Annotated in this window: 23 protein-coding genes and 1 other RNA gene; 18 read left to right on the forward strand and 6 right to left on the reverse strand. The window is 62.5% G+C overall.

All coding sequences use genetic code 11. The features are described 5' to 3' along the window. Positions 1 to 7: 7 nt before the first annotated feature. Positions 8 to 1357 carry a tryptophan--tRNA ligase gene (locus tag BLV18_RS04100; protein WP_090356506.1) on the forward strand — a complete coding sequence of 450 codons (1350 nt, stop codon included), beginning with the start codon at positions 8 to 10 and terminating at the stop codon, positions 1355 to 1357. An 85-nt stretch (positions 1358 to 1442) separates the two neighbouring features. Next, complete coding sequence (gene zapE / locus BLV18_RS04105) at positions 1443 to 2537, forward strand: cell division protein ZapE (RefSeq protein ID WP_049860601.1); 1095 nt, start codon at positions 1443 to 1445, stop codon at positions 2535 to 2537. A 93-nt stretch (positions 2538 to 2630) separates the two neighbouring features. Here the strand turns inward: zapE and BLV18_RS04110 are convergent, their stop codons facing one another. Then, complete coding sequence (locus tag BLV18_RS04110) at positions 2631 to 3629, reverse strand: GlxA family transcriptional regulator (RefSeq protein ID WP_090356508.1); 999 nt, start codon at positions 3627 to 3629, stop codon at positions 2631 to 2633. Between the two features lie 188 nt (positions 3630 to 3817). Continuing rightward, on the reverse strand, positions 3818 to 4858 hold the full coding sequence (locus BLV18_RS04115; protein WP_090356510.1) for an NADP(H)-dependent aldo-keto reductase: 1041 nt from the start codon (positions 4856 to 4858) through the stop codon (positions 3818 to 3820). A 251-nt stretch (positions 4859 to 5109) separates the two neighbouring features. Here BLV18_RS04115 and rplM point away from each other — a divergent pair, with 251 nt between their 5' ends. The 7 genes from rplM (at position 5110) to BLV18_RS04150 (ending at position 9780) form a co-directional block, all read left to right on the forward strand. Beyond that, positions 5110 to 5538: a 50S ribosomal protein L13 gene (rplM, locus tag BLV18_RS04120; RefSeq protein ID WP_043186791.1), complete on the forward strand. Its 429-nt coding sequence runs from the start codon at positions 5110 to 5112 to the stop codon at positions 5536 to 5538. Between the two features lie 14 nt (positions 5539 to 5552). Beyond that, positions 5553 to 5945, forward strand: a complete 393-nt coding sequence (gene rpsI, locus BLV18_RS04125; RefSeq protein WP_049860604.1) for a 30S ribosomal protein S9 — start codon at positions 5553 to 5555, stop codon at positions 5943 to 5945. 133 nt (positions 5946 to 6078) lie between these two features. Continuing rightward, positions 6079 to 6687 (forward strand): ubiquinol-cytochrome c reductase iron-sulfur subunit, encoded by a 609-nt coding sequence (gene petA / locus BLV18_RS04130; RefSeq protein ID WP_090356512.1) that lies wholly within the window; start codon positions 6079 to 6081, stop codon positions 6685 to 6687. After that, positions 6687 to 7901: a cytochrome b gene (locus BLV18_RS04135; protein WP_090356514.1), complete on the forward strand. Its 1215-nt coding sequence runs from the start codon at positions 6687 to 6689 to the stop codon at positions 7899 to 7901. Before petA ends, BLV18_RS04135 begins: the two co-directional genes overlap by 1 nt. After that, positions 7898 to 8626 carry a cytochrome c1 gene (locus BLV18_RS04140; protein WP_090356517.1) on the forward strand — a complete coding sequence of 243 codons (729 nt, stop codon included), beginning with the start codon at positions 7898 to 7900 and terminating at the stop codon, positions 8624 to 8626. Before BLV18_RS04135 ends, BLV18_RS04140 begins: the two co-directional genes overlap by 4 nt. Before the next feature lie 87 nt (positions 8627 to 8713). Then, the gene (locus BLV18_RS04145; RefSeq protein WP_043186799.1) at positions 8714 to 9331 is read left to right on the forward strand and encodes a glutathione S-transferase N-terminal domain-containing protein; all 618 of its coding nucleotides are present in this window, start codon (positions 8714 to 8716) and stop codon (positions 9329 to 9331) included. A 17-nt stretch (positions 9332 to 9348) separates the two neighbouring features. Continuing rightward, the gene (locus BLV18_RS04150) at positions 9349 to 9780 is read left to right on the forward strand and encodes a ClpXP protease specificity-enhancing factor (RefSeq protein ID WP_090356519.1); all 432 of its coding nucleotides are present in this window, start codon (positions 9349 to 9351) and stop codon (positions 9778 to 9780) included. Between the two features lie 69 nt (positions 9781 to 9849). Here the strand turns inward: BLV18_RS04150 and BLV18_RS04155 are convergent, their stop codons facing one another. From BLV18_RS04155 to BLV18_RS04170, 4 genes are all read right to left on the reverse strand, one after another. Further along, the gene (locus tag BLV18_RS04155) at positions 9850 to 10428 is read right to left on the reverse strand and encodes a BON domain-containing protein (RefSeq protein WP_090356521.1); all 579 of its coding nucleotides are present in this window, start codon (positions 10426 to 10428) and stop codon (positions 9850 to 9852) included. Further along, a complete protein-coding gene (locus tag BLV18_RS04160; RefSeq protein ID WP_090356523.1) occupies positions 10425 to 11018 on the reverse strand; it encodes a phosphoheptose isomerase in 594 nt (197 codons plus the stop codon). Before BLV18_RS04160 ends, BLV18_RS04155 begins: the two co-directional genes overlap by 4 nt. 123 nt (positions 11019 to 11141) lie before the next feature. Next, on the reverse strand, positions 11142 to 11513 hold the full coding sequence (locus BLV18_RS04165) for a YraN family protein (protein ID WP_090356525.1): 372 nt from the start codon (positions 11511 to 11513) through the stop codon (positions 11142 to 11144). Then, positions 11513 to 13306, reverse strand: a complete 1794-nt coding sequence (locus BLV18_RS04170) for a penicillin-binding protein activator (protein ID WP_090356527.1) — start codon at positions 13304 to 13306, stop codon at positions 11513 to 11515. The genes BLV18_RS04165 and BLV18_RS04170 overlap by 1 nt, the downstream gene beginning before the upstream one ends. A 164-nt stretch (positions 13307 to 13470) precedes the next feature. Here BLV18_RS04170 and rsmI point away from each other — a divergent pair, with 164 nt between their 5' ends. The 9 genes from rsmI (at position 13471) to mraY (ending at position 22486) form a co-directional block, all read left to right on the forward strand. Further along, positions 13471 to 14373 (forward strand): 16S rRNA (cytidine(1402)-2'-O)-methyltransferase, encoded by a 903-nt coding sequence (gene rsmI, locus BLV18_RS04175; RefSeq protein ID WP_090356529.1) that lies wholly within the window; start codon positions 13471 to 13473, stop codon positions 14371 to 14373. Positions 14374 to 14449: 76 nt separating this feature from the next. After that, an RNA gene (gene rnpB, locus BLV18_RS04180) (RNase P RNA component class A) lies at positions 14450 to 14822 on the forward strand. 324 nt (positions 14823 to 15146) lie between these two features. Next, positions 15147 to 15602 (forward strand): division/cell wall cluster transcriptional repressor MraZ, encoded by a 456-nt coding sequence (gene mraZ / locus BLV18_RS04185; RefSeq protein ID WP_049860613.1) that lies wholly within the window; start codon positions 15147 to 15149, stop codon positions 15600 to 15602. Then, positions 15599 to 16546, forward strand: a complete 948-nt coding sequence (gene rsmH, locus BLV18_RS04190; RefSeq protein ID WP_167375909.1) for a 16S rRNA (cytosine(1402)-N(4))-methyltransferase RsmH — start codon at positions 15599 to 15601, stop codon at positions 16544 to 16546. The genes mraZ and rsmH overlap by 4 nt, the downstream gene beginning before the upstream one ends. Next, positions 16543 to 16836, forward strand: a complete 294-nt coding sequence (gene ftsL, locus BLV18_RS04195; RefSeq protein WP_049860615.1) for a cell division protein FtsL — start codon at positions 16543 to 16545, stop codon at positions 16834 to 16836. Before rsmH ends, ftsL begins: the two co-directional genes overlap by 4 nt. After that, positions 16836 to 18581: a peptidoglycan D,D-transpeptidase FtsI family protein gene (locus BLV18_RS04200; RefSeq protein ID WP_161804298.1), complete on the forward strand. Its 1746-nt coding sequence runs from the start codon at positions 16836 to 16838 to the stop codon at positions 18579 to 18581. Before ftsL ends, BLV18_RS04200 begins: the two co-directional genes overlap by 1 nt. After that, complete coding sequence (locus BLV18_RS04205) at positions 18581 to 20044, forward strand: UDP-N-acetylmuramoyl-L-alanyl-D-glutamate--2,6-diaminopimelate ligase (RefSeq protein WP_090356532.1); 1464 nt, start codon at positions 18581 to 18583, stop codon at positions 20042 to 20044. Before BLV18_RS04200 ends, BLV18_RS04205 begins: the two co-directional genes overlap by 1 nt. Continuing rightward, a complete protein-coding gene (locus BLV18_RS04210; protein ID WP_090356534.1) occupies positions 20037 to 21404 on the forward strand; it encodes a UDP-N-acetylmuramoyl-tripeptide--D-alanyl-D-alanine ligase in 1368 nt (455 codons plus the stop codon). Before BLV18_RS04205 ends, BLV18_RS04210 begins: the two co-directional genes overlap by 8 nt. Further along, the gene (gene mraY / locus BLV18_RS04215) at positions 21404 to 22486 is read left to right on the forward strand and encodes a phospho-N-acetylmuramoyl-pentapeptide-transferase (protein WP_043186836.1); all 1083 of its coding nucleotides are present in this window, start codon (positions 21404 to 21406) and stop codon (positions 22484 to 22486) included. Before BLV18_RS04210 ends, mraY begins: the two co-directional genes overlap by 1 nt. The last annotated feature ends 5 nt before the right edge of the window (positions 22487 to 22491 follow it).

Consider the following 22491-nt stretch of genomic DNA (forward strand, 5'->3'; position numbering starts at 1 on the left):
TCGACCAATGACCACTCGTATCCTGACCGGTATCACCACCACTGGCACGCCTCACCTTGGCAACTATGCCGGCGCCATCCGCCCGGCGATCGTTGCCAGTCGCCAGAGTGACGCCGACTCGTTCTATTTCCTGGCCGATTACCACGCCCTGATCAAATGCGATGACCCGCTGCGCATCCAGCGCTCGCGTCTGGAAATCGCGGCCACCTGGCTGGCGTCGGGTCTGGATGTGGAGCGGGTGACGTTCTATCGGCAGTCCGATATCCCGGAAATCCCGGAACTGACCTGGCTGCTGACCTGCGTGGCCGCCAAGGGCCTGCTCAACCGCGCCCATGCCTACAAGGCGTCGGTAGACAAGAACGTCGAAACCGGTGAAGACCCCGATGCCGGCATCTCCATGGGCTTGTACAGCTATCCGGTGCTGATGGCCGCCGACATCCTGATGTTCAATGCGCACAAGGTGCCGGTCGGCCGCGACCAGATCCAGCACGTGGAAATGGCCCGCGACATCGGCCAGCGTTTCAACCACCTGTTCGGCAAGGGCCGTGAGTTCTTCGTCATGCCCGAGGCGTTGATCGAGGAAAGCGTCGCTACCTTGCCCGGCCTGGATGGGCGCAAGATGTCCAAGAGCTACGACAACACCATCCCGTTGTTCACCAGCGCCAAGGACATGAAGGACGCCATCTCGCGTATCGTCACCGACTCGCGCGCGCCGGGCGAAGCCAAGGACCCGGACAATTCGCACCTGTTTACCTTGTTCCAAGCCTTCGCCACGGCCGAGCAGAGCGCCGAGTTTCACGCCGCGCTGCGCGAAGGCCTGGGTTGGGGCGAGGCCAAGGCGCGCCTGTTCAACCTGCTCGATGCCGAGCTGGGTGAAGCCCGCGAGCGTTATCACCACTTTATCGAGCGCCCGGCGGAACTGGAGGACATCCTCCTGGCCGGCGCCGCTAAAGCCCGTGCCGTCGCCACGCCGTTTCTGGGTGAGCTGCGCGAGGCGGTGGGGCTTCGCTCCTTCCGCGAGCAGGTGCAGGTGACCACGGCAGGCAAGAAGAAAGCCGCCAAGGCTGCACGCTTCGTCAGCTTCCGTGACGACGACGGCAGCTTCCGCTTCCGTCTGCTCGACGCCAGCGGCGAGCAACTGCTGCTGTCGCGCAGCTTCGCCGACGGCAAGGCAGCCGGGCAGGTCAGCAAGCAATTGCAGCAGGGCGGTGAACTGGACATCCGCAGCGATGCCGAAAGCTTCACGCTGTGGCTGGACGACACCTGCGTGGCCGATGGCCCGACGTTCACCACGACAGAGGCCCGCGATACCGCCATTCAGGCGTTGCGCAAGGCACTGCAGCCCCAAGGGGAGTGATGCGACACCCTGTCGCAAAGCTCATTGCCATTATCCTGGGCCGTCGCTACAGTGACGGCCCGTTTTTGTTGCCTTGCTAACGAATATGACGCCCCTAGAACGATACCAAGCCGATCTCAAACGTCCCGAATTCTTCCACGACGCCGCCCAGGAAAATGCCGTCCGCCACCTGCAGCGTCTGTACGACGATCTGGTCGCCGCCGGGCACAGCAAACCTGGCGTGTTCGGCAAGCTGTTCGGCAAGAAGGAACCCAAGCTGGTCAAGGGGATTTACTTCTGGGGCGGCGTCGGCCGCGGCAAGACCTACCTGGTCGACACCTTCTTCGACGCCTTGCCGTTCGAGCAGAAAGTGCGTACGCACTTCCACCGCTTCATGAAGCGCGTGCACGAGGAACTGAAAACCCTCAAGGACGTGAAGAACCCGCTGACGGTGATCGCCAAGCGGTTCTCCGATGAGGCGCGGGTGATCTGCTTCGACGAATTCTTCGTTTCGGACATCACCGACGCGATGATCCTGGGCACCTTGATGGAAGAGCTGTTCAAGAACGGCGTCACGCTGGTGGCGACCTCCAACATCGTGCCTGACGGCCTGTACAAGGACGGTCTGCAACGAGCGCGCTTCCTGCCGGCGATCGCGCTGATCAAGGAGCACACCGAGATCGTCAACGTCGACAGCGGCGTCGACTATCGCCTGCGTCACCTGGAGCAGGCCGAGCTGTTCCACTCACCGCTCAACGAAGCCGCCCAGGCGAGCATGCGCGAAAGCTTCAAGGCGCTGACCCACAACAGCACCAAGGTGGTCGAGAACGACCCCCTGATGATCGAGAACCGCGAGATCCGCGCGCTACGCACCTGCGATGACGTGGCCTGGTTCGAATTCCGCGAGCTGTGCGACGGCCCACGCAGCCAGAACGACTACATCGAGCTGGGCAAGATCTTCAATGCCGTATTGCTCAGCGGTGTCGAGCAGATGAGCGTGACCACCGACGACATCGCCCGCCGCTTCATCAACATGGTCGACGAGTTCTACGATCGCAACGTGAAGCTGATCATCTCGGCCGAAGTGGAGCTCAAGGATCTGTACACCGGTGGACGTCTGAACTTCGAGTTCCAGCGCACCTTGAGCCGCCTGCTGGAAATGCAGTCCCACGAGTTCCTCTCGCGGGCGCACAAGCCCTGACAGACCGCAGGGTCTGTTTCGCGGCCGCCGACCGCTCCTGCCATTGTCCGCAGGACCGGTCAGTGACCGAGAAAAGCGCACCGCAATGTTTCTTCACGCCGCCTGCATGAACTGCTGACGATAGCCATTGGGCGACAGTTCGGTGTGCTGGCGGAACAGCCGCGCGAAGAAGCTCGCATCGTCGTACCCCACTTCATAGCTGATCGTCTTGACGCTCTTGCGGGTACCTGACAACAGGCCCTTGGCAGTTTCGATGCGCAGCCGCTGCAGGTAATGCAGCGGCTTGTCGCCAGTGGCGGCATGGAAACGACGCATGAAGTTGCGGATGCTCATGCCACGCTCGCGAGCCACGTCCTCGAAACGGAATTTCTCGGCGAAGTGTTCTTCGAGCCATTGCTGGATATGCAGGATCGGCACGTCACGGTGCAGCTTCTGGCCACCGAAGCCAATGCGTCCAGGCGTATAGCTGCGCTGCACTTCGTACAGGGTATCGCGCGAAACCGCCTGGGCTACATGGGCGCCACAGAACCGCTCGATCAGGTGAATGTACAGGTCGCAGGCCGACACCGGCCCGCCGGCACAGAAGAGGTTGTCCGCGTCGGTCAGGTGCTTGTCCTGATTGAGACGAACGCCGGGAAAGCGATGCTTGAATTCTTCGAAGAAACGCCAGTAGGTGGTCGCTTCCTTGCCGTCCAGCAGGCCACTGGCAGCCAGCCAGAACACGCCGCTGGCCTCACCGCACAGAACCGCGCCGCGGGCGTGTTGAGAGCACAGCCAAGGCAGCACCTGCGGGTAGCGCGCCGCAGCACTGTCGAAGTCGCCCCAGCAGGCGGGCAGGATGATCAGGTCGGCGTCTTCCAGACCACCGTCCACTGGCAGCATGACCTCGCTGAAACTGCGCACCGGCAGCCCGTCCGGGCTGACCAGGCGGGTCTCGAAGAGCGCATGGCGGTCCAGGCCCAGCTGCTTGCCGTAGCGCAGGCTGGCCATGTGGAAGAAGTCCTTGGCCTGCATCAGGGTCGAGGCCATGACCTGATCGGTGGCCAGAATGCAGACGCGCCGCAGCGCAGGCGTGTGGGGCGTGAAGATCATGATTTTATTCTTGTGGGGTGAAAGCGGTCAGGATATGGCCGAAGCGCCGCTGGATTCAAGCGAGGTCGAGAAGGGGAAGGGTATTGATCCCTTCACGGCCGCTGACCGCTCCTACGAAAGAGGTTCAGATCCCTGTAGGAGCGGCCAGTGGCTGCGAAGAGGCCATCAGCAACAGCAGCAATCGAAAGTCACGGCGCCGGATTCGGCTGCGCCTTGTGGATTGCCTCGATACCCGCCAGCACCTCTTCGGACAGTTGCAGATCGATGCTCGCCAGGTTGCTGTCCAGTTGTTCCAGCGAGGTCGCCCCGATGATGTTGCTGGTCACGAACGGCTGCGCGGTGACGAAGGCCAGGGCCATCTGCGCCGGGTCCAGACCGTGTTCGCGGGCCAGCGCCACGTAGCGGCTGGTGGCAGCGATTGCCTGGTCGTTGGCGTAGCGGGTGAAACGGCTGAACAGGGCCAGACGGCTACCGGCCGGACGTGCGCCGTTCTCGAACTTGCCCGAGAGCATGCCGAACGCCAGGGGCGAGTAGGCCAGCAGCCCGCACTGCTCACGGATGGCCACTTCGGCCAGGCCGACCTCGAAGGTGCGGTTGAGCAGGTTGTAGGGGTTCTGGATGGACACCGGGCGGGGCAGGTTGCCGCTGTCGGCCAGACCCAGGAACTTCATCGTGCCCCACGGCGTTTCGTTGGACAGCCCGACATGCCGGATCTTGCCGGCCTTGACCTGTTCATCGAGCACCTGCAGGGTTTCCTGCAACGGTGTGTCGAGGTGGTCCTGGGTGTGCTGATAGCCCAGCTTGCCGAAGAAGTTGGTACTGCGTTCCGGCCAGTGCAACTGATAGAGGTCGATCCAGTCGGTCTGCAACCGCTGCAGGCTGGCATCCAGGGCCGCGACGATGTGCTCGCGGTTGAATTTCAGCTGGCCATCGCGGATGTGGCTGATGCCGTTGCCGGGGCCGGCGATCTTGCTCGCCAGGATCCAGTCGGCGCGGTCGCCCTGGCGCTTGAACCAGTTGCCGATCACCCGCTCGGTGGCGGCATAGGTTTCCGGACGCGGTGGCACGGGGTACATTTCCGCCGTGTCGAGGAAATTGATGCCGGCCGCCTTGGCCCTTTCTATCTGCGCGAAGCCTTGCTCCTCGGTGTTCTGCTCGCCCCAGGTCATGGTGCCCAGGCACAGCGCGCTCACGTTCAGATCGGTACGTCCCAGCTTGCGATAGTGCATCGGTGACTCCTCTTGGCAAAGGAATCATAAAAGCAGGTTGATATTTTTTTCGCAATCTGGATAATTCGGCCCCTCTCTGTGAAGTGGAAGTGATGCCCCCCCTCCCGGAAGAATTTTGCCGTGTATGTGACGCGAAGACCCGAGCCCCCCAAAAGTGTCCCGTGCCCGGCTGCCTTTGACTTGTCAAAGTAAGCACTATTCAGTAAGATCCGCCGTCTCTTTTTGCTGGGCGGCCCCTGAGGCTATAAAGAATGAAAACTTTTACTGCTAAACCGGAAACAGTAAAGCGCGACTGGTTCGTCGTTGATGCTGCTGGTCAGACCCTGGGTCGTCTGGCTACAGAAATCGCGAGCCGTCTGCGTGGCAAGCACAAGCCTGAGTACACTCCTCACGTTGACACCGGCGACTACATCGTCGTCATCAACGCCGAGCAGGTGCGTGTCACTGGTGCCAAAACCACTGACAAGATCTACTACTCCCACTCCGGTTTCCCGGGCGGTATCAAGTCGATCAACTTCGAAAAGCTGATCGCCAAGGCGCCAGAGCGCGTGCTCGAGACCGCGGTTAAGGGCATGCTGCCCAAGAATCCGCTGGGTCGCGACATGTACCGTAAGCTGAAAGTCTATGCGGGCGCTGCTCACCCTCATACTGCTCAGCAGCCCCAAGAACTGAAGTTTTAACGGAATAGTTCATTATGTCGGCGACTCAAAATTACGGCACTGGCCGTCGCAAGACCGCAACCGCTCGCGTTTTCCTGCGTCCGGGCACCGGTAACATCTCCATCAACAATCGCACTCTGGACACCTTCTTCGGTCGCGAAACTGCCCGCATGGTAGTTCGCCAGCCGCTGGAGCTGACCGAGAACACCGAGAAGTTCGACATCTACGTCACCGTCATCGGTGGTGGTGTCAGCGGTCAGGCCGGTGCGATCCGTCACGGTATCACCCGTGCACTGATGGACTACGACGAAGCACTGCGTCCGGCCCTGCGTAAAGCAGGCTTCGTGACTCGCGATGCTCGTGAAGTTGAACGTAAGAAAGTCGGTCTGCGTAAAGCGCGTAAGCGTCCGCAGTACTCGAAGCGTTAATTCGCGTCTTCGTTCCAGAAAAAACCCGGTTCTCGCGAGCCGGGTTTTTTTTTCGCCCGTCAATCCGTGAGAGGCGCTGGTACACTGCGCGCTGGACAATGCAGATGCCTATTGCGGCAGGCTAAGGTAGAGGATGGCGGACGAGCAGAGCGGGGTGTGTGACATCGACCAGGGTCGCCGTCGCTTTCTGGTCAGAACCACGGCGCTGGTGGGCGCTGCCGGTGCGGTCGGCGCGACGGTGCCGTTCGTGGCTTCATGGCAACCCAGTGCCAAGGCTCGCGCCGCAGCCGCGCCGGTCAAGGTGAACATCGCCAAGATCGAGCCTGGGCAGCAGATGGTCGCCCGCTGGCGTGGCCAACCCGTTTTCATCTGCCGACGCACGCCGCAGGTACTCGACAATCTTGCCCACGACATCGACCATCTGGCGGATCCCGAATCGCGCGACTCGGACCAGCCAAGGTATGTCGACGCCGCATTGCGCGCCATCCGGCCCGAGGTGCTAGTGGTGGTCGGCATCTGTACGCACCTGGGTTGTTCGCCCACCTTCCGGCCCGAGGTTGCGCCAGCCGACCTGGGGCCGGACTGGCAGGGCGGGTATTTCTGCCCCTGTCATGGCTCGCACTACGATCTGGCAGGGCGTGTCTACAAGGCGCAGCCCGCACCCTTGAACCTCGCCGTGCCACCGCATTACTACGAAAGTGCCGATGTGCTCGTGCTGGGTATCGATGGGGAGAGTGCCTGATGCGAGGCCTGTTGCAGTGGATCGAAGCGCGCCTGCCGGTGGGCAGGGTGTGGCGCAACCACCTGAGCCAGTACTACGTCCCGAAGAATCTGAATGTTTTCTACATTTTCGGATCTCTGGCGCTGCTGATGCTGCTCAATCAGTTGCTCACCGGCATCTGGCTGACCATGAACTACACGCCCACGGCCGAGGGGGCTTTCGCGTCCATCGAGTACATCATGCGCGACGTCGAATATGGCTGGCTGCTGCGCTACCTGCATTCCACCGGTGCTTCGGCGTTCTTCATCGTGATCTACCTGCACATGTTCCGCAGCCTGCTGTATGGCTCCTATCAGAAGCCGCGCGAGCTGGTGTGGGTGTTCGGCATGTCGATCTATCTGCTGCTGATGGCGGAGGCCTTCATGGGGTACCTGCTGCCGTGGGGACAGATGTCGTACTGGGGGGCGCAGGTGATCATCTCGTTGTTTGGTGCCATCCCTATTGTGGGCGCCGATCTGGCCCAGTGGATCCGCGGTGACTACCTGGTCTCGGGCGTGACCTTGAGCCGTTTCTTTGCCTTGCATGTGGTGGCCTTGCCGCTGCTGATCGTGGCGCTGGTGGTGCTGCACATTCTGGCGCTGCACGAGGTGGGCTCGAACAACCCCGACGGCATCGACATCAAACGCCTGCGCGACGCGGACGGCAAGCCGCTGGACGGCATTGCCTTTCATCCCTACTACACGGTCAAGGATCTGCTCGGGGTGGCGGTTTTTCTGTTCGTGTTCAGCGCCGTGGTGTTCTTCTTTCCGCAGATGGGTGGATACTTTCTGGAGCCGACCAATTTCGAGCCCGCGAACGTGCTCAAGACGCCAGAGCACATTGCCCCCGTCTGGTACTTCACCCCGTTCTACGCGATTCTGCGTGCCGTGCCCGACAAGCTAATGGGCGTATGCGCCATGGGCCTGGCGATCGCCATTGTGTTCGTGCTGCCCTGGCTGGACCGCAGCCCGGTGAAGTCGATGCGCTACAAGGGATGGCTCAGCCGCATTGCGCTGGCGCTGTTCTGCGTGGCGTTCGTGGCGCTGGGCTACCTGGGCATGCAACCGGCCACAGCCGCCACGACCTGGGCGGCAAGGGTGTGCATGGTGCTGTACTTCGGCTATTTCCTGGCGATGCCGCTGTACACACGTCGGGAAATCACCCGGCCGGTGCCCGATCGGATTCCAAGCCGATGAAAGCGCTGATTGCGTTTGTGCTACTGCTGTTGTTGTCGCCGCTGACGGTCCTTGCGGCACCCGTCGCCTCTGGCGTGCAACCTATGGTGATCGACGTGACCGACAAAGCTGCTTTGCGCGACGGTGCGAACACCTTTGTCGGCTATTGCATGGGCTGCCACGGCACGCAATTTCAGCGGTACCAGACGGTGGCCGACGATTTGGGCATACCCTATGAGCAGATGTTGCAGACCTTGGCGCCAGCAGGGGCGAGCATTGCCGACCCCATGCAGACACGTTTGCTGCCGGGAGATGCCAAGGCCTGGTTCGGCGCCGAGGTCCCCGACCTGACCCTGATCGCTCGCGTGAGGGGTACCGACTGGCTGTACGCCTACCTGCAGGGCTTCTACGCCGACCCGGCGCGGCCCTGGGGTGTGAACAATACCGTCTACCCCAACGTCGGCATGCCCAATGTGCTGGAAAGCCTGCAGGGCCGTCAGGTACTCGACTGTGCCGAGCCGACGGCGCAACCGTGCACGCGTCTGCGCGTCACACCCGGTACCGGTAGCCTCGACGCTCGGCAATTCGACGACAAGGTCAGGAACCTGGTGACGTTCCTGGCCTACTCGGCCGACCCGGTACAGATTAAAAGCCGGCAGATTGGCCTGTACGTATTGCTGTACCTGGCGCTGCTGATCCTCCTCGCTTACTTGCTGAAACGCGAATACTGGAAGGACGTGGGTTGAAAGTGCGGTAAACTTCGCGGCTTGCTTGCGCCCCCTGCTGGGGTCGCTCGTTTTTGCATTCATACTCTATACGCGAGGAGGACCGCCATGGGCGTGACCAATCGGTTGGCCTGTTACTCCGACCCCGCCGACCACTATTCTCATCGGGTGCGCATCGTTCTCGCCGAGAAAGGCGTCAGCGCAGAGATCATCAACGTGGAAGGCGGTCGCCTGCCACCCCGGCTGATCGAAGTGAACCCCTACGGCAGCACGCCGACGCTGGTCGACCGGGACCTGGCCCTGTTCGAATCGACCGTGGTGATGGAATACCTCGACGAACGCTATCCCCATCCGCCGCTGTTGCCGGTGTATCCGGTGGCGCGCGCCAACAGCCGACTGCTGATCCACCGCATCCAGCGGGACTGGTGCGGCCTGGCCGATCTGATCCTGGATCCGCGCAGCAAGGAAGCCGCCCGGGTTCAGGCGCGCAAGGAACTGCGCGAAAGCCTGACCGGCGTGTCGGCCCTGTTCGCTGACAAGCCCTGCTTCCTCAGTGAGGAGCAAAGTCTGGTCGACTGCTGTCTACTGCCGATACTCTGGCGCTTGCCGATCATGGGTATCGAACTGCCGCGGCCCGCCAAGCCGCTGCTCGACTATATGGAACGTCAGTTCGCGCGGGAGGCCTTCAAGGCCAGCCTGTCTGCCGCTGAACGTGAAATGCGCTAGGTTTTGAGGAGCCGTTGATGAACTCCAGTCGTCCCTATCTGATCCGCGCGCTGTACGAGTGGATCGTCGACAATGACTGTACCCCGCACATGCTGGTCAATGCCGAGTACCCCTCGGTTCGGGTCCCGCAAGGTTTTGCCAGCGATGGCCAGATCGTATTGAACGTGTCGCCCAGCGCCGTACGCAATCTGCATATGGATAACGAAGCGGTCAGTTTCGACGGTCGCTTCGGCGGCGTGTCGCACACGCTGTTCGTGCCTACGGGCGCCATTCTGGGCATCTATGCTCGCGAGAACGGTCAGGGCATGGTCTTCGATCTGGAGTCGCCAGAGTTGGACGAGGAGGACGCCGAATTCGAGGACATCGTCGAATCAGACGACGATGCCCCGCCACCGGGCAGCCCACCGCCACGGCCTACCGGGCGTCCAAGCCTGAAAGTGGTGAAATGAAAAAAGGCGATCCGCAAGGATCGCCTTTTTTGTTGCGCCCGTACCGCCCGGCAGGGGCGGCATCGATGGTCAGTCGATGTATTCGAACAGCTTCACGATTTTCTGTACGCCGGAAACGCCCTGCACCAGGTTGGTGGCCCGGGTAGCCTCGGCCTGGGTCAGCAGACCCAGCAGGTAGACGATGCCGTTCTCGGTGACCACTTTGATGCGCGAGCCTGGGATGGCGCTGTCGGCCAGCATCTGGGTCTTGATCTTGGTGGTCAGCCAGGCGTCGTTGTTGCGCGCCAGCAGCGAAGACGGTGCCAGCACCTGGATTTCGTTGTGCACTTTCTTGACCCGCTGAACTTCACTGGCCGCCTGCTCGGCGAGGGTCTTGAGCTCGGCGCGCGGGGTCTGGCCGGCGAGCAGGACCACACCGTTGTAGCTGGTCACGACGATGTGGGAATTCTTGTCCAGATCGACATTGGCCTTGGCGATGTTCACCGACACCTTGGTTTCGATCAGCGAGTCGTCGATCTTGCTGCCCAGGGTGCGGGTACCACGGTCATCGTCGATCGGGTTGTCACGGGTGGCAGTCAGGACCGAGCTGCAGCCGGTGACGCTCAAGGCCAGGCTCAGGGCCACTAGGGCAAGGTGGGTACGCTTCATTCTTCACTCCCGAACAATTGGCTGTCGATCAAGTCGCAGAGGCAGTGGATCGCCAGCAGGTGAACTTCCTGAATGCGTGCCGTGACGTTGGCAGGCACGCGGATCTCGACGTCTTCAGGCAGCAGCAGGGAGGCCATGCCACCCCCGTCGCGGCCGGTCAGGGCAACCACCACCATGTCACGGTCGTGGGCGGCCTGGATGGCCTGGATGATGTTGGCCGAGTTGCCGCTGGTGGAGATGGCCAGCAACACGTCGCCGGGCTGTCCCAGCGCGCGGATCTGCTTGGAGAATACCTCGTTGTAGCTGTAGTCGTTGGAAATCGAGGTAATCGTCGAGCTGTCGGTGGTCAGGGCGATGGCGGGCAGGCTGGGGCGTTCGCGTTCGAAGCGGTTGAGCAGCTCGGACGAGAAGTGCTGGGCATCCCCGGCCGAGCCGCCGTTGCCGCAGGAAAGCATCTTGCCGTCGCTGAGCAGGGCGCCGACCATGACCTGGCTGGCTTGTTCGATGTACGGTGCAAGGACTTCCATCGCCTGTTGCTTGGTATCGATACTGGCCTGGAAAAGCTGGCGAATTCGGGATTGCATGTCCATCAAGGTGACCTTAAGTAAAGCGGCTGGTCGGGCAAGACCGCAACGCGGCGGCGGTTCCCGGCACAACAAGAATGTGCAGCCCGCAAAGCAAAGAGCGAGAACGCGTGGCTGGGGTGTCAGGTGTCAGCTGTCGAAGGCATTGCGTATCCAGTTCAGGCGCGTGGCCTGGGTACCGGTGCCTTCCAGGGCGATCACGTCGAAACGGCATGGATGTTGGGCCCAGCGTGTTTCCTCGAGGAGGAAATACTGCGCGGCCAACACCAGCTTTTCGCGCTTGCGGGCATCGATGCTGGCCAATGCTCCACCCCATTGTGCGTGCAGGCGATAGCGGACTTCGATGAATACTACTGTATCGCCCTCTAGCATGACCAGATCAAGCTCGCCTCGCTTGCACAACCAGTTCTGCGCGAGTAGCTCCAGGCCCTGTGCGCACAAGTGCTCCAAGGCCTGCTGCTCGGCCTCGCGACCCGCCTTCTGGCGAGGGCTCAGCGACATTACGGCGTAGTGTTGGGCAGGCGCTGGACTTGGCCACCGACGAACTGCGCCCAGGGCAGTTGGCGTTCGATGCGTTGGTTGGCGCCCATGCCCAGGTTGCCGGACAAGCCTTCGACGCGACTGTCGGGCAGGGCCTTGAGCTGCCCAAGGCGGGCGGCGAGGGTGTAGGCATCCACGCCCATGGCGTACAGCCGGCCCATGCTGCCGTTGGCCTGTGGCCACTGCCGAGTGACCTGCTGGCGCAGCGGGTTGCCGGCGTCGAGCAGCCAAGGCGTTTCGCAGAAGCGAATGCCGGTCATGTCGTTGTACTGAGCCTGGTCGCCACTGGCGCTGAACACGTGCGAAGTGGCGTAGACCGGAAGATCGCCGGCGTACTGGAAGTTCAGGGTCGGCTTGATTTGCTGCGCCTGCTGAGGTGTGGCAGCCAGGAAGATGAAATCGATGTCCTGGCGGCGCGAGCCCTGGGCGCCGCTGCTGCTCTGCAGCCCGCCGCCGGCGTTGCGCACATTGAGCATGTCGGCAATCTGCTGCGCCAGTTGCACTGGTTGGTCGACGCGTTCGGCTGCGATCAAGGTGCCGCCGTTGGCTTCCCAGTCCTGGCGGAAGGCGTTGAGCACGCGGTCACCCCAGTCACCCTTGGGGATCATCGCAGCAGCGCTGTGCAAGCCGTCGGCGCGGGCACGGCGCGACACTTCGCGCGCTTCGTCTTCGGCGGCCAGACCGAACTGGAACAGCTGGGGCGGCCCCATCTGGTTGGTGTCGCTGTAGTTCAGTGCCAGGGTCGGAAGGGGCAGTTGCGCACGTGCGGCCAGCTGTTTGACCAGTGGCTTTTCCAGCGGGCCGATTACCAGTTGCACGCCTTGGGCCTGAGCCTGGCGGTAGAAATCGTCGAGCGAAGTCAGGCGCGAACTGTCGATCACGTCGATCACCGGCGGCTTCTGACCGGCTTGCTGGGCCTGATAGTAGGCCGCCATGAAGCCTTCGCGCAGAGCGCGAGCCACGCCTGCGAGCTGCCCATCCTGCGGCAGCAGCAGGGCGATGCGAGTCAGGGGCTGGCTGGCCAGGGCCTTGAGTTTGACCAAAGGCGCAGGCAGCTGTCGCGCGGCCGGATGGGCGGCGTGTTGGGCTACCCAGGTATCGATGGCTGCTTGCTGCTGTTCCAGGGTGCCGGCGGATTTGACCGCCAGGGCCAGGCTCAACCAGCCGGCGAAGTCATCGGTGCCTTGATTCTGCAGTTGCTCGACGGGCAGCGAACCCACCAAGGCCCAGATGGCCTCATGGTTCTGGGCGGCAGCTTCACCACTGAGCAGAGGCGCGATGAACACCCGCTCGCGTGCGGCAGCCAGGATCTGGCCATCGGCTTCCAGTGCGCGAGCACGAACCAGGTGGGTGCGCACCTGCTGGTCGGCGGGCAACTCGCCCAGGCGCTGCAGGCTTGGATGATCGAGCGCGGCCAGCGCGGCCTTGGCGTCATTGCGCGTCAGTGCCAGCTCCGCGTTCAAGGTGCTGGCCAGTATCTGCAGGCCCGGCTTGAGCAGTTCGATGCGCACTTGCTGCAGGATCTGGGTGGCGCGGGCCGAGTCGCCCTGGCGAGCGGCCTGATCCGCCGCGCTCAGGCGCAGGACCGCCGCCTCTTCCGGCGACTTGCTGGCGCTGGCGCGTTCGAGCAACTGTTCCACGGTGGCGTCCGGTGTGCGGGGCAGCTCACCGAGATTGGATGAAGGCGAACTGGCGCACGCAGCCAGCAAGGCGGCGAGGCATAGGGCAGATAGAAGCCGCAGGCAGGCTGTCATGGATATCTTCCTGATTTACTCGATCAATAGACGGGCAAGTGTACCCAAGCATCGGCCGGGGTGCGACGAAGAAGGCTAGTCCGTCCTTATATAGGACGAGCAAATGTTTCACGTCGACTGCGCCGGATCGCTGGGCAAGCACTGGGTGGCGTGGAGCCTGTACAATGCGGGTTTGGCCGAACGACAAGGTGTGTGCTGTGACTGCTTCAAGCGCTTCTAATTCCACCCCGGGCACACTTTATGTAGTGGCCACGCCCATCGGCAATCTGGACGACATGAGCGCACGTGCGCTGAAGATCCTGGGCGAGGTGGCGCTGATTGCAGCCGAGGACACACGCCATTCGGTGCGCCTGATGCAGCACTTCGGATTGGATACGCCGCTGGCCGCCTGCCACGAGCACAACGAGCGGGACGAAGGCAGTCGTTTCATCCAGCGGTTGTTGGCCGGCGATGACGTGGCGCTGATTTCCGATGCCGGTACGCCGCTGATTTCCGATCCTGGTTATCACCTGGTACGTCAGGCACGTGCCGCGGGTGTGCAAGTGGTGCCGGTGCCCGGTCCCTGTGCCTTGATCGCAGCCCTGTCGGCTGCAGGCTTGCCGTCGGACCGGTTCATCTTCGAAGGTTTTCTTCCCGCCAAGACGGCCGGTCGCTGCGCGCGCCTCGAGCAGGTCAGGGAGGAACCGCGCACCTTGATCTTCTACGAGGCGCCCCATCGCATACTCGAGTGCCTGCAGGACATGGAAAAGGTCTTCGGTGGCGAGCGTCCGGCATTACTGGCGCGCGAACTGACGAAAACCTTCGAAACCCTCAAGGGGTTGCCGCTGGCAGAGCTGCGTGCATTCGTGGAAGCCGACAGCAACCAGCAGCGGGGCGAGTGTGTGGTGTTGGTGGCAGGCTGGAGCCCGCCGGTCACTGATGAGGCGGTCAGCGCCGAGGTCATGCGCATTCTGGATGTGCTGCTGGCAGAAATGCCGCTCAAGCGTGCCGCCGCCGTGGCGGCAGAGATCACCGGGGTGCGCAAGAATCTGCTTTATCAAGTGGCGCTGGAAAAGCAGAAGACGTGACTGCGGTGCGGGTATGGCCCGATTGGTGCGATTAAAGCTTGTCCTGGCCGGTGCATGTCGTTAACCTGCGCGCCGGAGAGTCGATCGGACAGTCGCTGCCCGTTTTTGTTCCGCAACTCGTTGCTGGGCAAGCGGGGGGAGGAAAGTCCGGGCTCCATAGGGCGGAGTGCCAGGTAATGCCTGGGGGGCGCGAGCCTACGGAAAGTGCCACAGAAAATAACCGCCTAAGCGCGCAAGCGCCGGTAAGGGTGAAAAGGTGCGGTAAGAGCGCACCGCACGTCTGGCAACAGTTCGTGGCTAGGTAAACCCCACTCGGAGCAAGACCAAATAGGGTTCCATATGGCGCGGCCCGCGTTGGAACCGGGTAGGTTGCTAGAGGTGTCCAGCGATGGCCATCGTAGAGGAATGACTGTCCTCGACAAAACCCGGCTTACAGATCGACTCTCCACCTTTTACTTCGCATCCTGCTGTATTCCCCGCAAAAAAAGGCAACCAAATCCCCTCTGGTAATGTCGAAAAATTCTTAGTCTTGAGACTCTACTTTAAGTTCAGGGCGCAGATGCTTGAACTCTAACGGCTTTATCCCTCCCTTGCGTGTCTCAAATACCGCTTTCCCTTCCTTTTGCGTTCTAAATCTCCGATCTATAAGGCTTTTCCCTACAGACGCGCCTTGACGGTGTGGTGGGGGGGTTCCTATAGTGTGCGCGAGTGGCGGGAAGTGGCGAAAAGTGGGTTTTTCGAGCTTAAAAATCTGAGTTCAGGGGAAACGCGACGTGTTTCGTGGAGCTAATCCGATCAACCTCGATGCCAAGGGACGGCTCGCCATGCCGAGTCGGTATCGTGACGAGTTGGATTCCAAATGCTCCGGTCAGCTGATCATCACGGTCGATACCGTCGACCCTTGCCTGTGTGTCTATCCACTGGATGAATGGGAACTCATTGAGGCCAAGCTGCGGGCCTTGCCATCGTTGGTGGAAAGCAACCGCCGTCTGCAGCGCCTGCTCATTGGCAATGCCGTCGACCTCGAACTCGATGGCAGTGGACGTTTTCTGGTGCCCCCGCGTCTTCGCGAGTACGCCCGGCTGGACAAGCACGCGATGCTGGTCGGCCAACTGAACAAGTTTCAATTGTGGGACGAGGGTGCGTGGAATGCCGTAAGTGCGGCAGACCTTGCAGCTATACAACAACCGGGCGCCATGCCCGAAGAATTGCGTGATTTGATCTTGTGACTATTGATAGCGGCTTCAATCACATCACCGTGCTGCTCGACGAAGCTGTCGAGGCTCTGGCCGTGCGCGACGATGGTTGCTATCTGGACGGCACTTTCGGCCGGGGTGGCCATAGCCGCCTGATCCTGCAGCACCTGGGGCCCGATGGCCGCCTGTTGGGGTTCGACAAGGACCCTCAAGCGATTGCCACCGGGCAAGCGCTGGCGGCCGAAGACGGCCGCTTTGTCATTGTACAGCGCAGCTTTGCCGAGCTCGGTGCCGAAGTGCGCGAGCGCGGCATGCATGGCAAGGTCAGCGGCATCCTGCTCGATCTGGGCGTTTCCTCGCCGCAACTCGACGATGCCGAGCGCGGCTTCAGTTTCCTTCATGACGGCCCGTTGGACATGCGCATGGACCCCACGCGGGGTGTAAGTGCGGCGCAGTTCATCGCCACTGCCGCCGAGGAGGAAATCGCCCGGGTGTTCAAGGAATACGGCGAAGAGCGGTTCGCTCGTCGCATGGCCCGTGCGGTAGTGGAGCGCCGCGAAGTGCAGCCGTTCGAGCGCACCGCCGACCTGGCCGAGGTGCTGAAGGTCGCCAACCCGGCGTGGGAGAAGGGCAAGAACCCTGCAACTCGCGCGTTCCAGGGACTGCGTATCCACGTCAACAATGAGCTGGCCGACCTCGAGGCGGGCCTGGAGGCTGCCCTTGATGCTCTGGAAATCGGTGGTCGCCTGGTGGTGATCAGCTTCCATTCCCTGGAAGACCGCATCGTCAAACTGTTCATGCGCAAGCTCACCAAGGGCGAAGCCGACAACCTGCCGCGCAACCTGCCGGTGCGGTTCGAAGCCTTCGTGCCCAAGGTCAAGCTGCATGGCAAGGCGCAGTTCGCTTCCGAAGCCGAGCTCAAGGCCAACCCGCGCTCGCGCAGTGCCGTCATGCGTGTCGCGGAGAAGCTGCGATGAGCAAGCTGCTCAACAAGCCGCTACCGGGCGGCAGTTTCCTCATGCTGCTGCTGTTCGTCGCCGTGCTGGTGTCGGCCATCGGCGTTTCCTACAGCGCGCACATCAATCGGCAACTGCTCAACACGCTGTACGGCGAGCTGAGCGAGCGCGACAAGGCGCAGGCCGAATGGGGTCGTCTGATCCTGGAGCAAAGCACCTGGACCGCACACAGCCGTATCGAATCCCTGGCCACCGAACAGTTGAAGATGCGCATCCCGGATGCCACTGAAATTCGCATGGTGTCGCCATGATGAAGCTCGACGGGGCACTGTTCCCGTGGCGGTTCCGCCTGATGGTCGGCCTGCTCCTGCTGCTGGTCGGCGGCATCGTTGCGCAGATCGTCTACCTGCAGGTGATCAATCGTGACTTCCTGATCGGTCAGGGCGACGCGCGCAGCATGCGGCACATCCCCATTCCCGCGCATCGCGGCCTGATCACCGACCGCAATGGCGAGCCTCTGGCCGTGAGTACGCCGGTGACCACCCTGTGGGCCAACCCCAAGGAAATGCAGCTGGCCAAGGACAAGTGGCCTGCGCTCGCACGCGCGCTCGGGCAAGACCCCAAGGCTCTGGCCGAGCGCCTGGAAGCTCAGGCGAGCAAGGAATTCATCTACCTGGTCCGCGGCCTGACTCCCGAACAAGGCGCGTCGGTACTCGACCTGAAAACCCCGGGTGTCTACGGCATCGAGGAATTCCGTCGTTTCTACCCGGCGGGCGACGTGACCGCGCACATGGTCGGCTTCACCGACCTCGACGATCACGGCCGTGAAGGCGTCGAGCTGGCCTATGACGAGTGGCTCGCCGGCGTACCTGGCAAGCGTCAGGTCATCAAGGACCGCCGTGGGCGGTTGATCAAGGACGTACAGGTCACCAAGAACGCCAAGGCCGGCAAGACCTTGGCGTTGTCCATCGACCTGCGTCTGCAGTATCTGGCCAGCCGCGAGCTGCGCAACGCCATCACTGAGAACGAAGCCAAGGCCGGCAGCATGGTCATCATGGACGTGAAAACCGGTGAGGTGCTGGCCATGGTCAACCAGCCGACCTACAACCCCAACAACCGCCGCACCATGCTGCCTGCGGCCATGCGTAACCGTGCGATCATCGACGTGTTCGAGCCGGGCTCGACCATGAAGCCGATCTCCATGAGCGCGGCATTGGAAACCGGTCGCTGGAAGCCCAGCGACAAGGTCGACGTGTACCCAGGCACGTTGCAGATCGGTCGCTACACCATCAAGGACGTGACCAAGACCGAAGGTCCGGTGCTTGACCTGACCGGGATTCTGATCAACTCCAGTAACGTGGGCATGAGCAAGGTGGCCTTCGACATTGGCGGCGAGAGCATCTATCGCGTCATGTCCGCGGTGGGCCTGGGTCAGTACACCGGCCTGGGCTTCCCGGGCGAGCGCGTCGGCAACCTGCCCAACCACCGTGAATGGCGCAAGGCCGAGACCGCCACGCTGTCCTACGGCTACGGCCTGTCGGTGACGGCGCTGCAGTTGGTGCACGCCTATGCGGCCATCGCCAACAACGGCCGTATCGTGCCCCTGACCATTCTCAAGAGCGACCAGCCGCCGACCGCGGCGCAGGTGATTCCCGAGAAGGTCGCCAAGACCGTGCAGGGCATGCTCCAGCAAGTCATCGAAGACACCCGCGGCGTGTATCGCGCGCGGGTGCCTTCGTATCACGTGGCGGGCAAGTCGGGTACCGCGCGCAAGGCCACCATCGGCTCGCGCGGCTACACCGAGAATGCCTACCGCTCGCTGTTCGCAGGTTTCGGCCCGATGAGCGACCCTCGCTACGCGATCGTCGTGGTGATCGACGAACCGAGCAAGGGTGGCTACTACGGCGGCCTGGTCAGCGCCCCGGTCTTCAGCAAGGTGATGTCCGGCACGCTGCGCCTGATGAACGTGCAACCTGACAACCTGCCGCCGCCGGTGCCGCAGCAGCAGGTCAACGCCGCACCGGCGACCCCATTGATAAAAGGAGGGCGCGGCTGATGACCATGCCCCTGAGCAAGCTTTTTTCTGAAGCCAGCCGCGATCCGATGATCCGCGAGCTGACCCTGGACAGCCGCAACGTGCGTCCGGGCGATCTGTTTCTGGCCGTACCCGGCAGTAAGGTCGATGGCCGAGCGCACATCGCCGATGCCCTCAAGCTGGGTGCCGCTGCCGTGGCCTATGAAGTGGAAGGCGCTACCGTGCTGCCGCTCACCGATGTGCCCCTGATTCCGGTAAAAGGGCTGATCGCGCAGTTGTCGAGCATCGCCGGGCGCTTCTACGGCGAGCCGAGCCGCTCGGTGAATATGGTTGGCGTCACCGGTACCAATGGCAAGACCAGCATTACCCAGTTGGTGGCTCAGGCGCTCGATGCCCTGGGCGAGCACTGCGGCCTGATCGGTACCCTGGGCACCGGTTTCTACGGTGCCTTGCAGAGCGGCCGATTGACCACTCCCGACCCGATCGCCGTGCAGTCCACACTGTACGATCTTAAAAAGGGCGGCGCTCACGCCGTGGCCATGGAAGTGTCTTCGCACGCACTGGATCAGGGCCGCGTGGCCGCGCTGGATTTCGACATCGCCGTGCTGAGCAACCTGTCCCGTGACCATCTGGATTACCACGGCAGCATGCAGGCCTACGCAGAAGCCAAGGCCCGACTGTTCGCCTGGCCAAGCCTGAAGTGCCGTGTGCTCAATCTGGACGATGCGTTCGGTCGCGAGTTGGCCAAGCAGGATCACGAGTCGCGGCTGATCACCTACAGCCTCAGCGACAGCAGCGCGACCCTGTACTGCCGCGACGCGCAATTCGATGATCACGGTGTGCGCGCCACGCTGGTGACCTCACACGGTGAATACAGCCTGCGCAGCAGCCTGCTCGGGCGCTTCAATCTGAGCAACGTATTGGCGGCGGTCGGTGCCCTGATGGGCATGGAATACCCACTGGACGACGTGCTCAAGGTGATGCGCCAGGTGCAGGGACCGCAAGGTCGCATGCAGCGTCTGGGCGGTGGCGACAAGCCCTTGGTGGTGGTCGACTACGCGCACACCCCCGATGCCCTGGACCAGGTCCTGCAGGCCTTGCGGCCTCACGCCAAGGGCCAGTTGCTGTGTCTTTTCGGCTGTGGCGGCGACCGCGACAGTGGCAAGCGCCCGTTGATGGCCGAAGTCGCCGAGCGCCTGGCCGACCGCGTGCTGGTCACCGACGACAACCCTCGCAGCGAAGATCCACTGCGCATCTTCGACGACATTCGTGTGGGTTTTTCCAGCGCGGCCAACGCGACCTTCGTGGCAGGCCGTGGCACCGCCATTGCCCAACTGATCGATTCGGCTTCGGTCGACGATGTCATCGTGCTGGCCGGCAAGGGTCATGAAGACTATCAGGAGATCAACGGCGAGCGTCATCCGTTCTCCGACCTGCAGCAGGCCGAGCAGGCTCTGGCTGCATGGGGAGCTGCCGATGCTTGACGCCATGACCCTCAGCCAACTGGCAGGCACTCTGCACGGACACGTAGTGGGTGACGACGCGCGCTTCGACGGTGTCAGCATCGACAGCCGGGCCATCACTGCAGGCGATCTGTTCGTCGCATTGGCCGGTCCTCGTTTCGATGGTCACGACTATCTGGACGACGTCGCCGCCAAGGGCGCGGTAGCCGCGCTGGTGCAGCGCGCAGTTCCAGACTCAACGCTGCCGCAGTTGGTCGTGGCCGACACGCGTCTGGCGCTCGGCCAGCTCGGCGCGCTGAACCGCGCCGCGTTCGGCCGCCCGGTGGCTGCGATCACCGGTTCGAGCGGCAAGACCACGGTCAAGGAAATGCTTGCCAGCATTCTGCGGACTCAAGGCCCGGTGCTGGCCACCCGTGGCAATCTGAACAATGACCTGGGCGCACCGCTGACCTTGCTCGAACTGGCGCCGCAGCACACTGCGGCAGTGATCGAGCTGGGTGCATCGCGGGTGGGCGAAATCGCTTACACCGTCGGTCTGACCCGTCCGCACGTGGCGCTCATCACCAACGCCGGCACCGCCCATGTGGGCGAGTTCGGCGGTCCGGACAAGATCGTCGAGGCCAAGGGCGAGATCCTCGAAGGCCTGGGCGAGGGTGGCAAGGCCGTGCTCAACCTCGACGACAAGGCATTCCCGATCTGGCAGGCACGCGCCGGTCAGCATGCCGTGCTGACGTTCTCGCTGGACAACACCGCGGCGGATTTTCATTCCAGTGCCCGGCACAATGATGCTCGTGGTTGCCCGTCCTTCACCCTGCACGGGCCGGAAGGCGAAGTGTTCGTCCAGCTCAATTTGCTCGGCACCCACAACGTGCTCAACGCCCTGGCGGCAGCGGCTGCTGCGCAGGCTCTGGGCGTGACGCTGGCCGGCATTCAGACGGGCTTGAATGCGGTGCAGCCGGTCAAGGGCCGCACGGTCGCGCAGCTCGCCGTCAACGGCGCGCGGGTCATCGACGACACCTACAACGCAAATCCCACCTCGATGTGCGCGGCAATCGATATACTCGCCGGCTTTTCCGGGCGCACCGTCCTGGTCCTCGGAGATATCGGCGAACTGGGCGCCTGGGCCGAAGCCGGCCATCGCCAGGTAGGTGAATATGCCGTCGGCAAGGTCGACGCGCTGTACGCGGTCGGTCCATTGATGCGCCACGCGGTGACCGCGTTCGGTGCTCAGGGGCAGCACTTCGCCAATCAGGCAGACCTGATCGCGGCGCTGGCCGCCGAGCAGGGTTCCAATACCACTATTTTGATCAAGGGATCACGCAGCGCGGCGATGGAAAACATCGTGGTGGCGCTGTGTGGTTCTGGCGGGGAGAAACACTGATGTTGCTGCTGCTGGCAGAATTTCTGCAACAGTTCTATAAAGGCTTCGCGGTCTTTCAGTACCTGACCCTGCGCGGGATTCTGGGTGTACTGACCGCGCTGTCGCTGGCCCTCTGGCTGGGCCCCTGGATGATCCGCACCCTGCAGATTCGTCAGATTGGCCAGGCGGTACGCAACGATGGTCCGCAATCGCACCTGTCCAAGTCCGGTACGCCGACCATGGGCGGCGCCCTGATTCTCTCGGCCATCGCCATCAGCACGCTGCTGTGGGCGGATCTGTCCAACCGCTATGTCTGGGTCGTGCTCATCGTCACCCTGCTGTTCGGCGGCATCGGCTGGGTGGACGACTATCGCAAGGTGATCGAGAAGAATTCCCGCGGCCTGCCCAGCCGCTGGAAATATTTCTGGCAGTCGGTGTTTGGCCTGGGGGCGGCGGTGTTTCTGTTCATGACCGCCAACAGCCCGGTGGAAACCACCCTGATCATCCCGATGCTCAAGGACGCCAGCATTCCGCTGGGTGCCGGGTTCATCGTGCTGACCTACTTCGTCATCGTCGGCTCCAGCAACGCGGTCAACCTGACCGACGGCCTCGACGGCCTGGCGATTCTGCCGACGGTGATGGTGGGCGGCGCGCTGGGGATTTTCTGCTACCTGTCGGGCAACGTTAAATTTGCCGAATACCTGCTGATTCCCTATGTGCCAGGTGCCGGTGAACTGATTGTCTTCTGTGGCGCCCTGATCGGCGCCGGCCTGGGTTTCTTGTGGTTCAACACCTACCCGGCCCAGGTGTTCATGGGTGACGTCGGCGCGCTGGCGCTGGGCGCAGCCCTGGGTACCATCGCGGTGATCGTGCGTCAGGAGATCGTCCTGTTCATCATGGGCGGCATCTTCGTCGTCGAGACGCTGTCGGTGGTGATCCAGGTCGCCTCGTTCAAGCTCACCGGTCGTCGTGTGTTCCGCATGGCGCCGATTCACCACCATTTCGAACTCAAGGGCTGGCCCGAACCACGGGTCATCGTGCGTTTCTGGATCATCACCGTCATTCTGGTGCTGATCGGCCTTGCCACCCTGAAGCTGAGGTAGAACGA

This window comes from Pseudomonas coleopterorum, assembly GCF_900105555.1.
Taxonomy (GTDB): Bacteria; Pseudomonadota; Gammaproteobacteria; order Pseudomonadales; family Pseudomonadaceae; genus Aquipseudomonas; species Aquipseudomonas coleopterorum.

Coding starts and splice junctions, on each gene's coding strand:
- BLV18_RS04150 (WP_090356519.1), top strand. CDS start 9,349: ATGAACTCCAGTCGTCCCTATCTGATCCGCGCGCTGTACGAGTGGATC.
- BLV18_RS04210 (WP_090356534.1), top strand. CDS start 20,037: ATGCTTGACGCCATGACCCTCAGCCAACTGGCAGGCACTCTGCACGGA.
- BLV18_RS04100 (WP_090356506.1), top strand. CDS start 8: ATGACCACTCGTATCCTGACCGGTATCACCACCACTGGCACGCCTCAC.
- petA (WP_090356512.1), top strand. CDS start 6,079: ATGGCGGACGAGCAGAGCGGGGTGTGTGACATCGACCAGGGTCGCCGT.
- BLV18_RS04145 (WP_043186799.1), top strand. CDS start 8,714: ATGGGCGTGACCAATCGGTTGGCCTGTTACTCCGACCCCGCCGACCAC.
- BLV18_RS04170 (WP_090356527.1), bottom strand. CDS start 13,306: ATGACAGCCTGCCTGCGGCTTCTATCTGCCCTATGCCTCGCCGCCTTG.
- BLV18_RS04135 (WP_090356514.1), top strand. CDS start 6,687: ATGCGAGGCCTGTTGCAGTGGATCGAAGCGCGCCTGCCGGTGGGCAGG.
- mraY (WP_043186836.1), top strand. CDS start 21,404: ATGTTGCTGCTGCTGGCAGAATTTCTGCAACAGTTCTATAAAGGCTTC.
- ftsL (WP_049860615.1), top strand. CDS start 16,543: ATGAGCAAGCTGCTCAACAAGCCGCTACCGGGCGGCAGTTTCCTCATG.
- rpsI (WP_049860604.1), top strand. CDS start 5,553: ATGTCGGCGACTCAAAATTACGGCACTGGCCGTCGCAAGACCGCAACC.
- BLV18_RS04200 (WP_161804298.1), top strand. CDS start 16,836: ATGAAGCTCGACGGGGCACTGTTCCCGTGGCGGTTCCGCCTGATGGTC.
- BLV18_RS04160 (WP_090356523.1), bottom strand. CDS start 11,018: ATGGACATGCAATCCCGAATTCGCCAGCTTTTCCAGGCCAGTATCGAT.
- BLV18_RS04110 (WP_090356508.1), bottom strand. CDS start 3,629: ATGATCTTCACGCCCCACACGCCTGCGCTGCGGCGCGTCTGCATTCTG.
- BLV18_RS04205 (WP_090356532.1), top strand. CDS start 18,581: ATGACCATGCCCCTGAGCAAGCTTTTTTCTGAAGCCAGCCGCGATCCG.
- rplM (WP_043186791.1), top strand. CDS start 5,110: ATGAAAACTTTTACTGCTAAACCGGAAACAGTAAAGCGCGACTGGTTC.
- BLV18_RS04115 (WP_090356510.1), bottom strand. CDS start 4,858: ATGCACTATCGCAAGCTGGGACGTACCGATCTGAACGTGAGCGCGCTG.
- zapE (WP_049860601.1), top strand. CDS start 1,443: ATGACGCCCCTAGAACGATACCAAGCCGATCTCAAACGTCCCGAATTC.
- rsmI (WP_090356529.1), top strand. CDS start 13,471: ATGCGGGTTTGGCCGAACGACAAGGTGTGTGCTGTGACTGCTTCAAGC.
- BLV18_RS04155 (WP_090356521.1), bottom strand. CDS start 10,428: ATGAAGCGTACCCACCTTGCCCTAGTGGCCCTGAGCCTGGCCTTGAGC.
- BLV18_RS04165 (WP_090356525.1), bottom strand. CDS start 11,513: ATGTCGCTGAGCCCTCGCCAGAAGGCGGGTCGCGAGGCCGAGCAGCAG.
- BLV18_RS04140 (WP_090356517.1), top strand. CDS start 7,898: ATGAAAGCGCTGATTGCGTTTGTGCTACTGCTGTTGTTGTCGCCGCTG.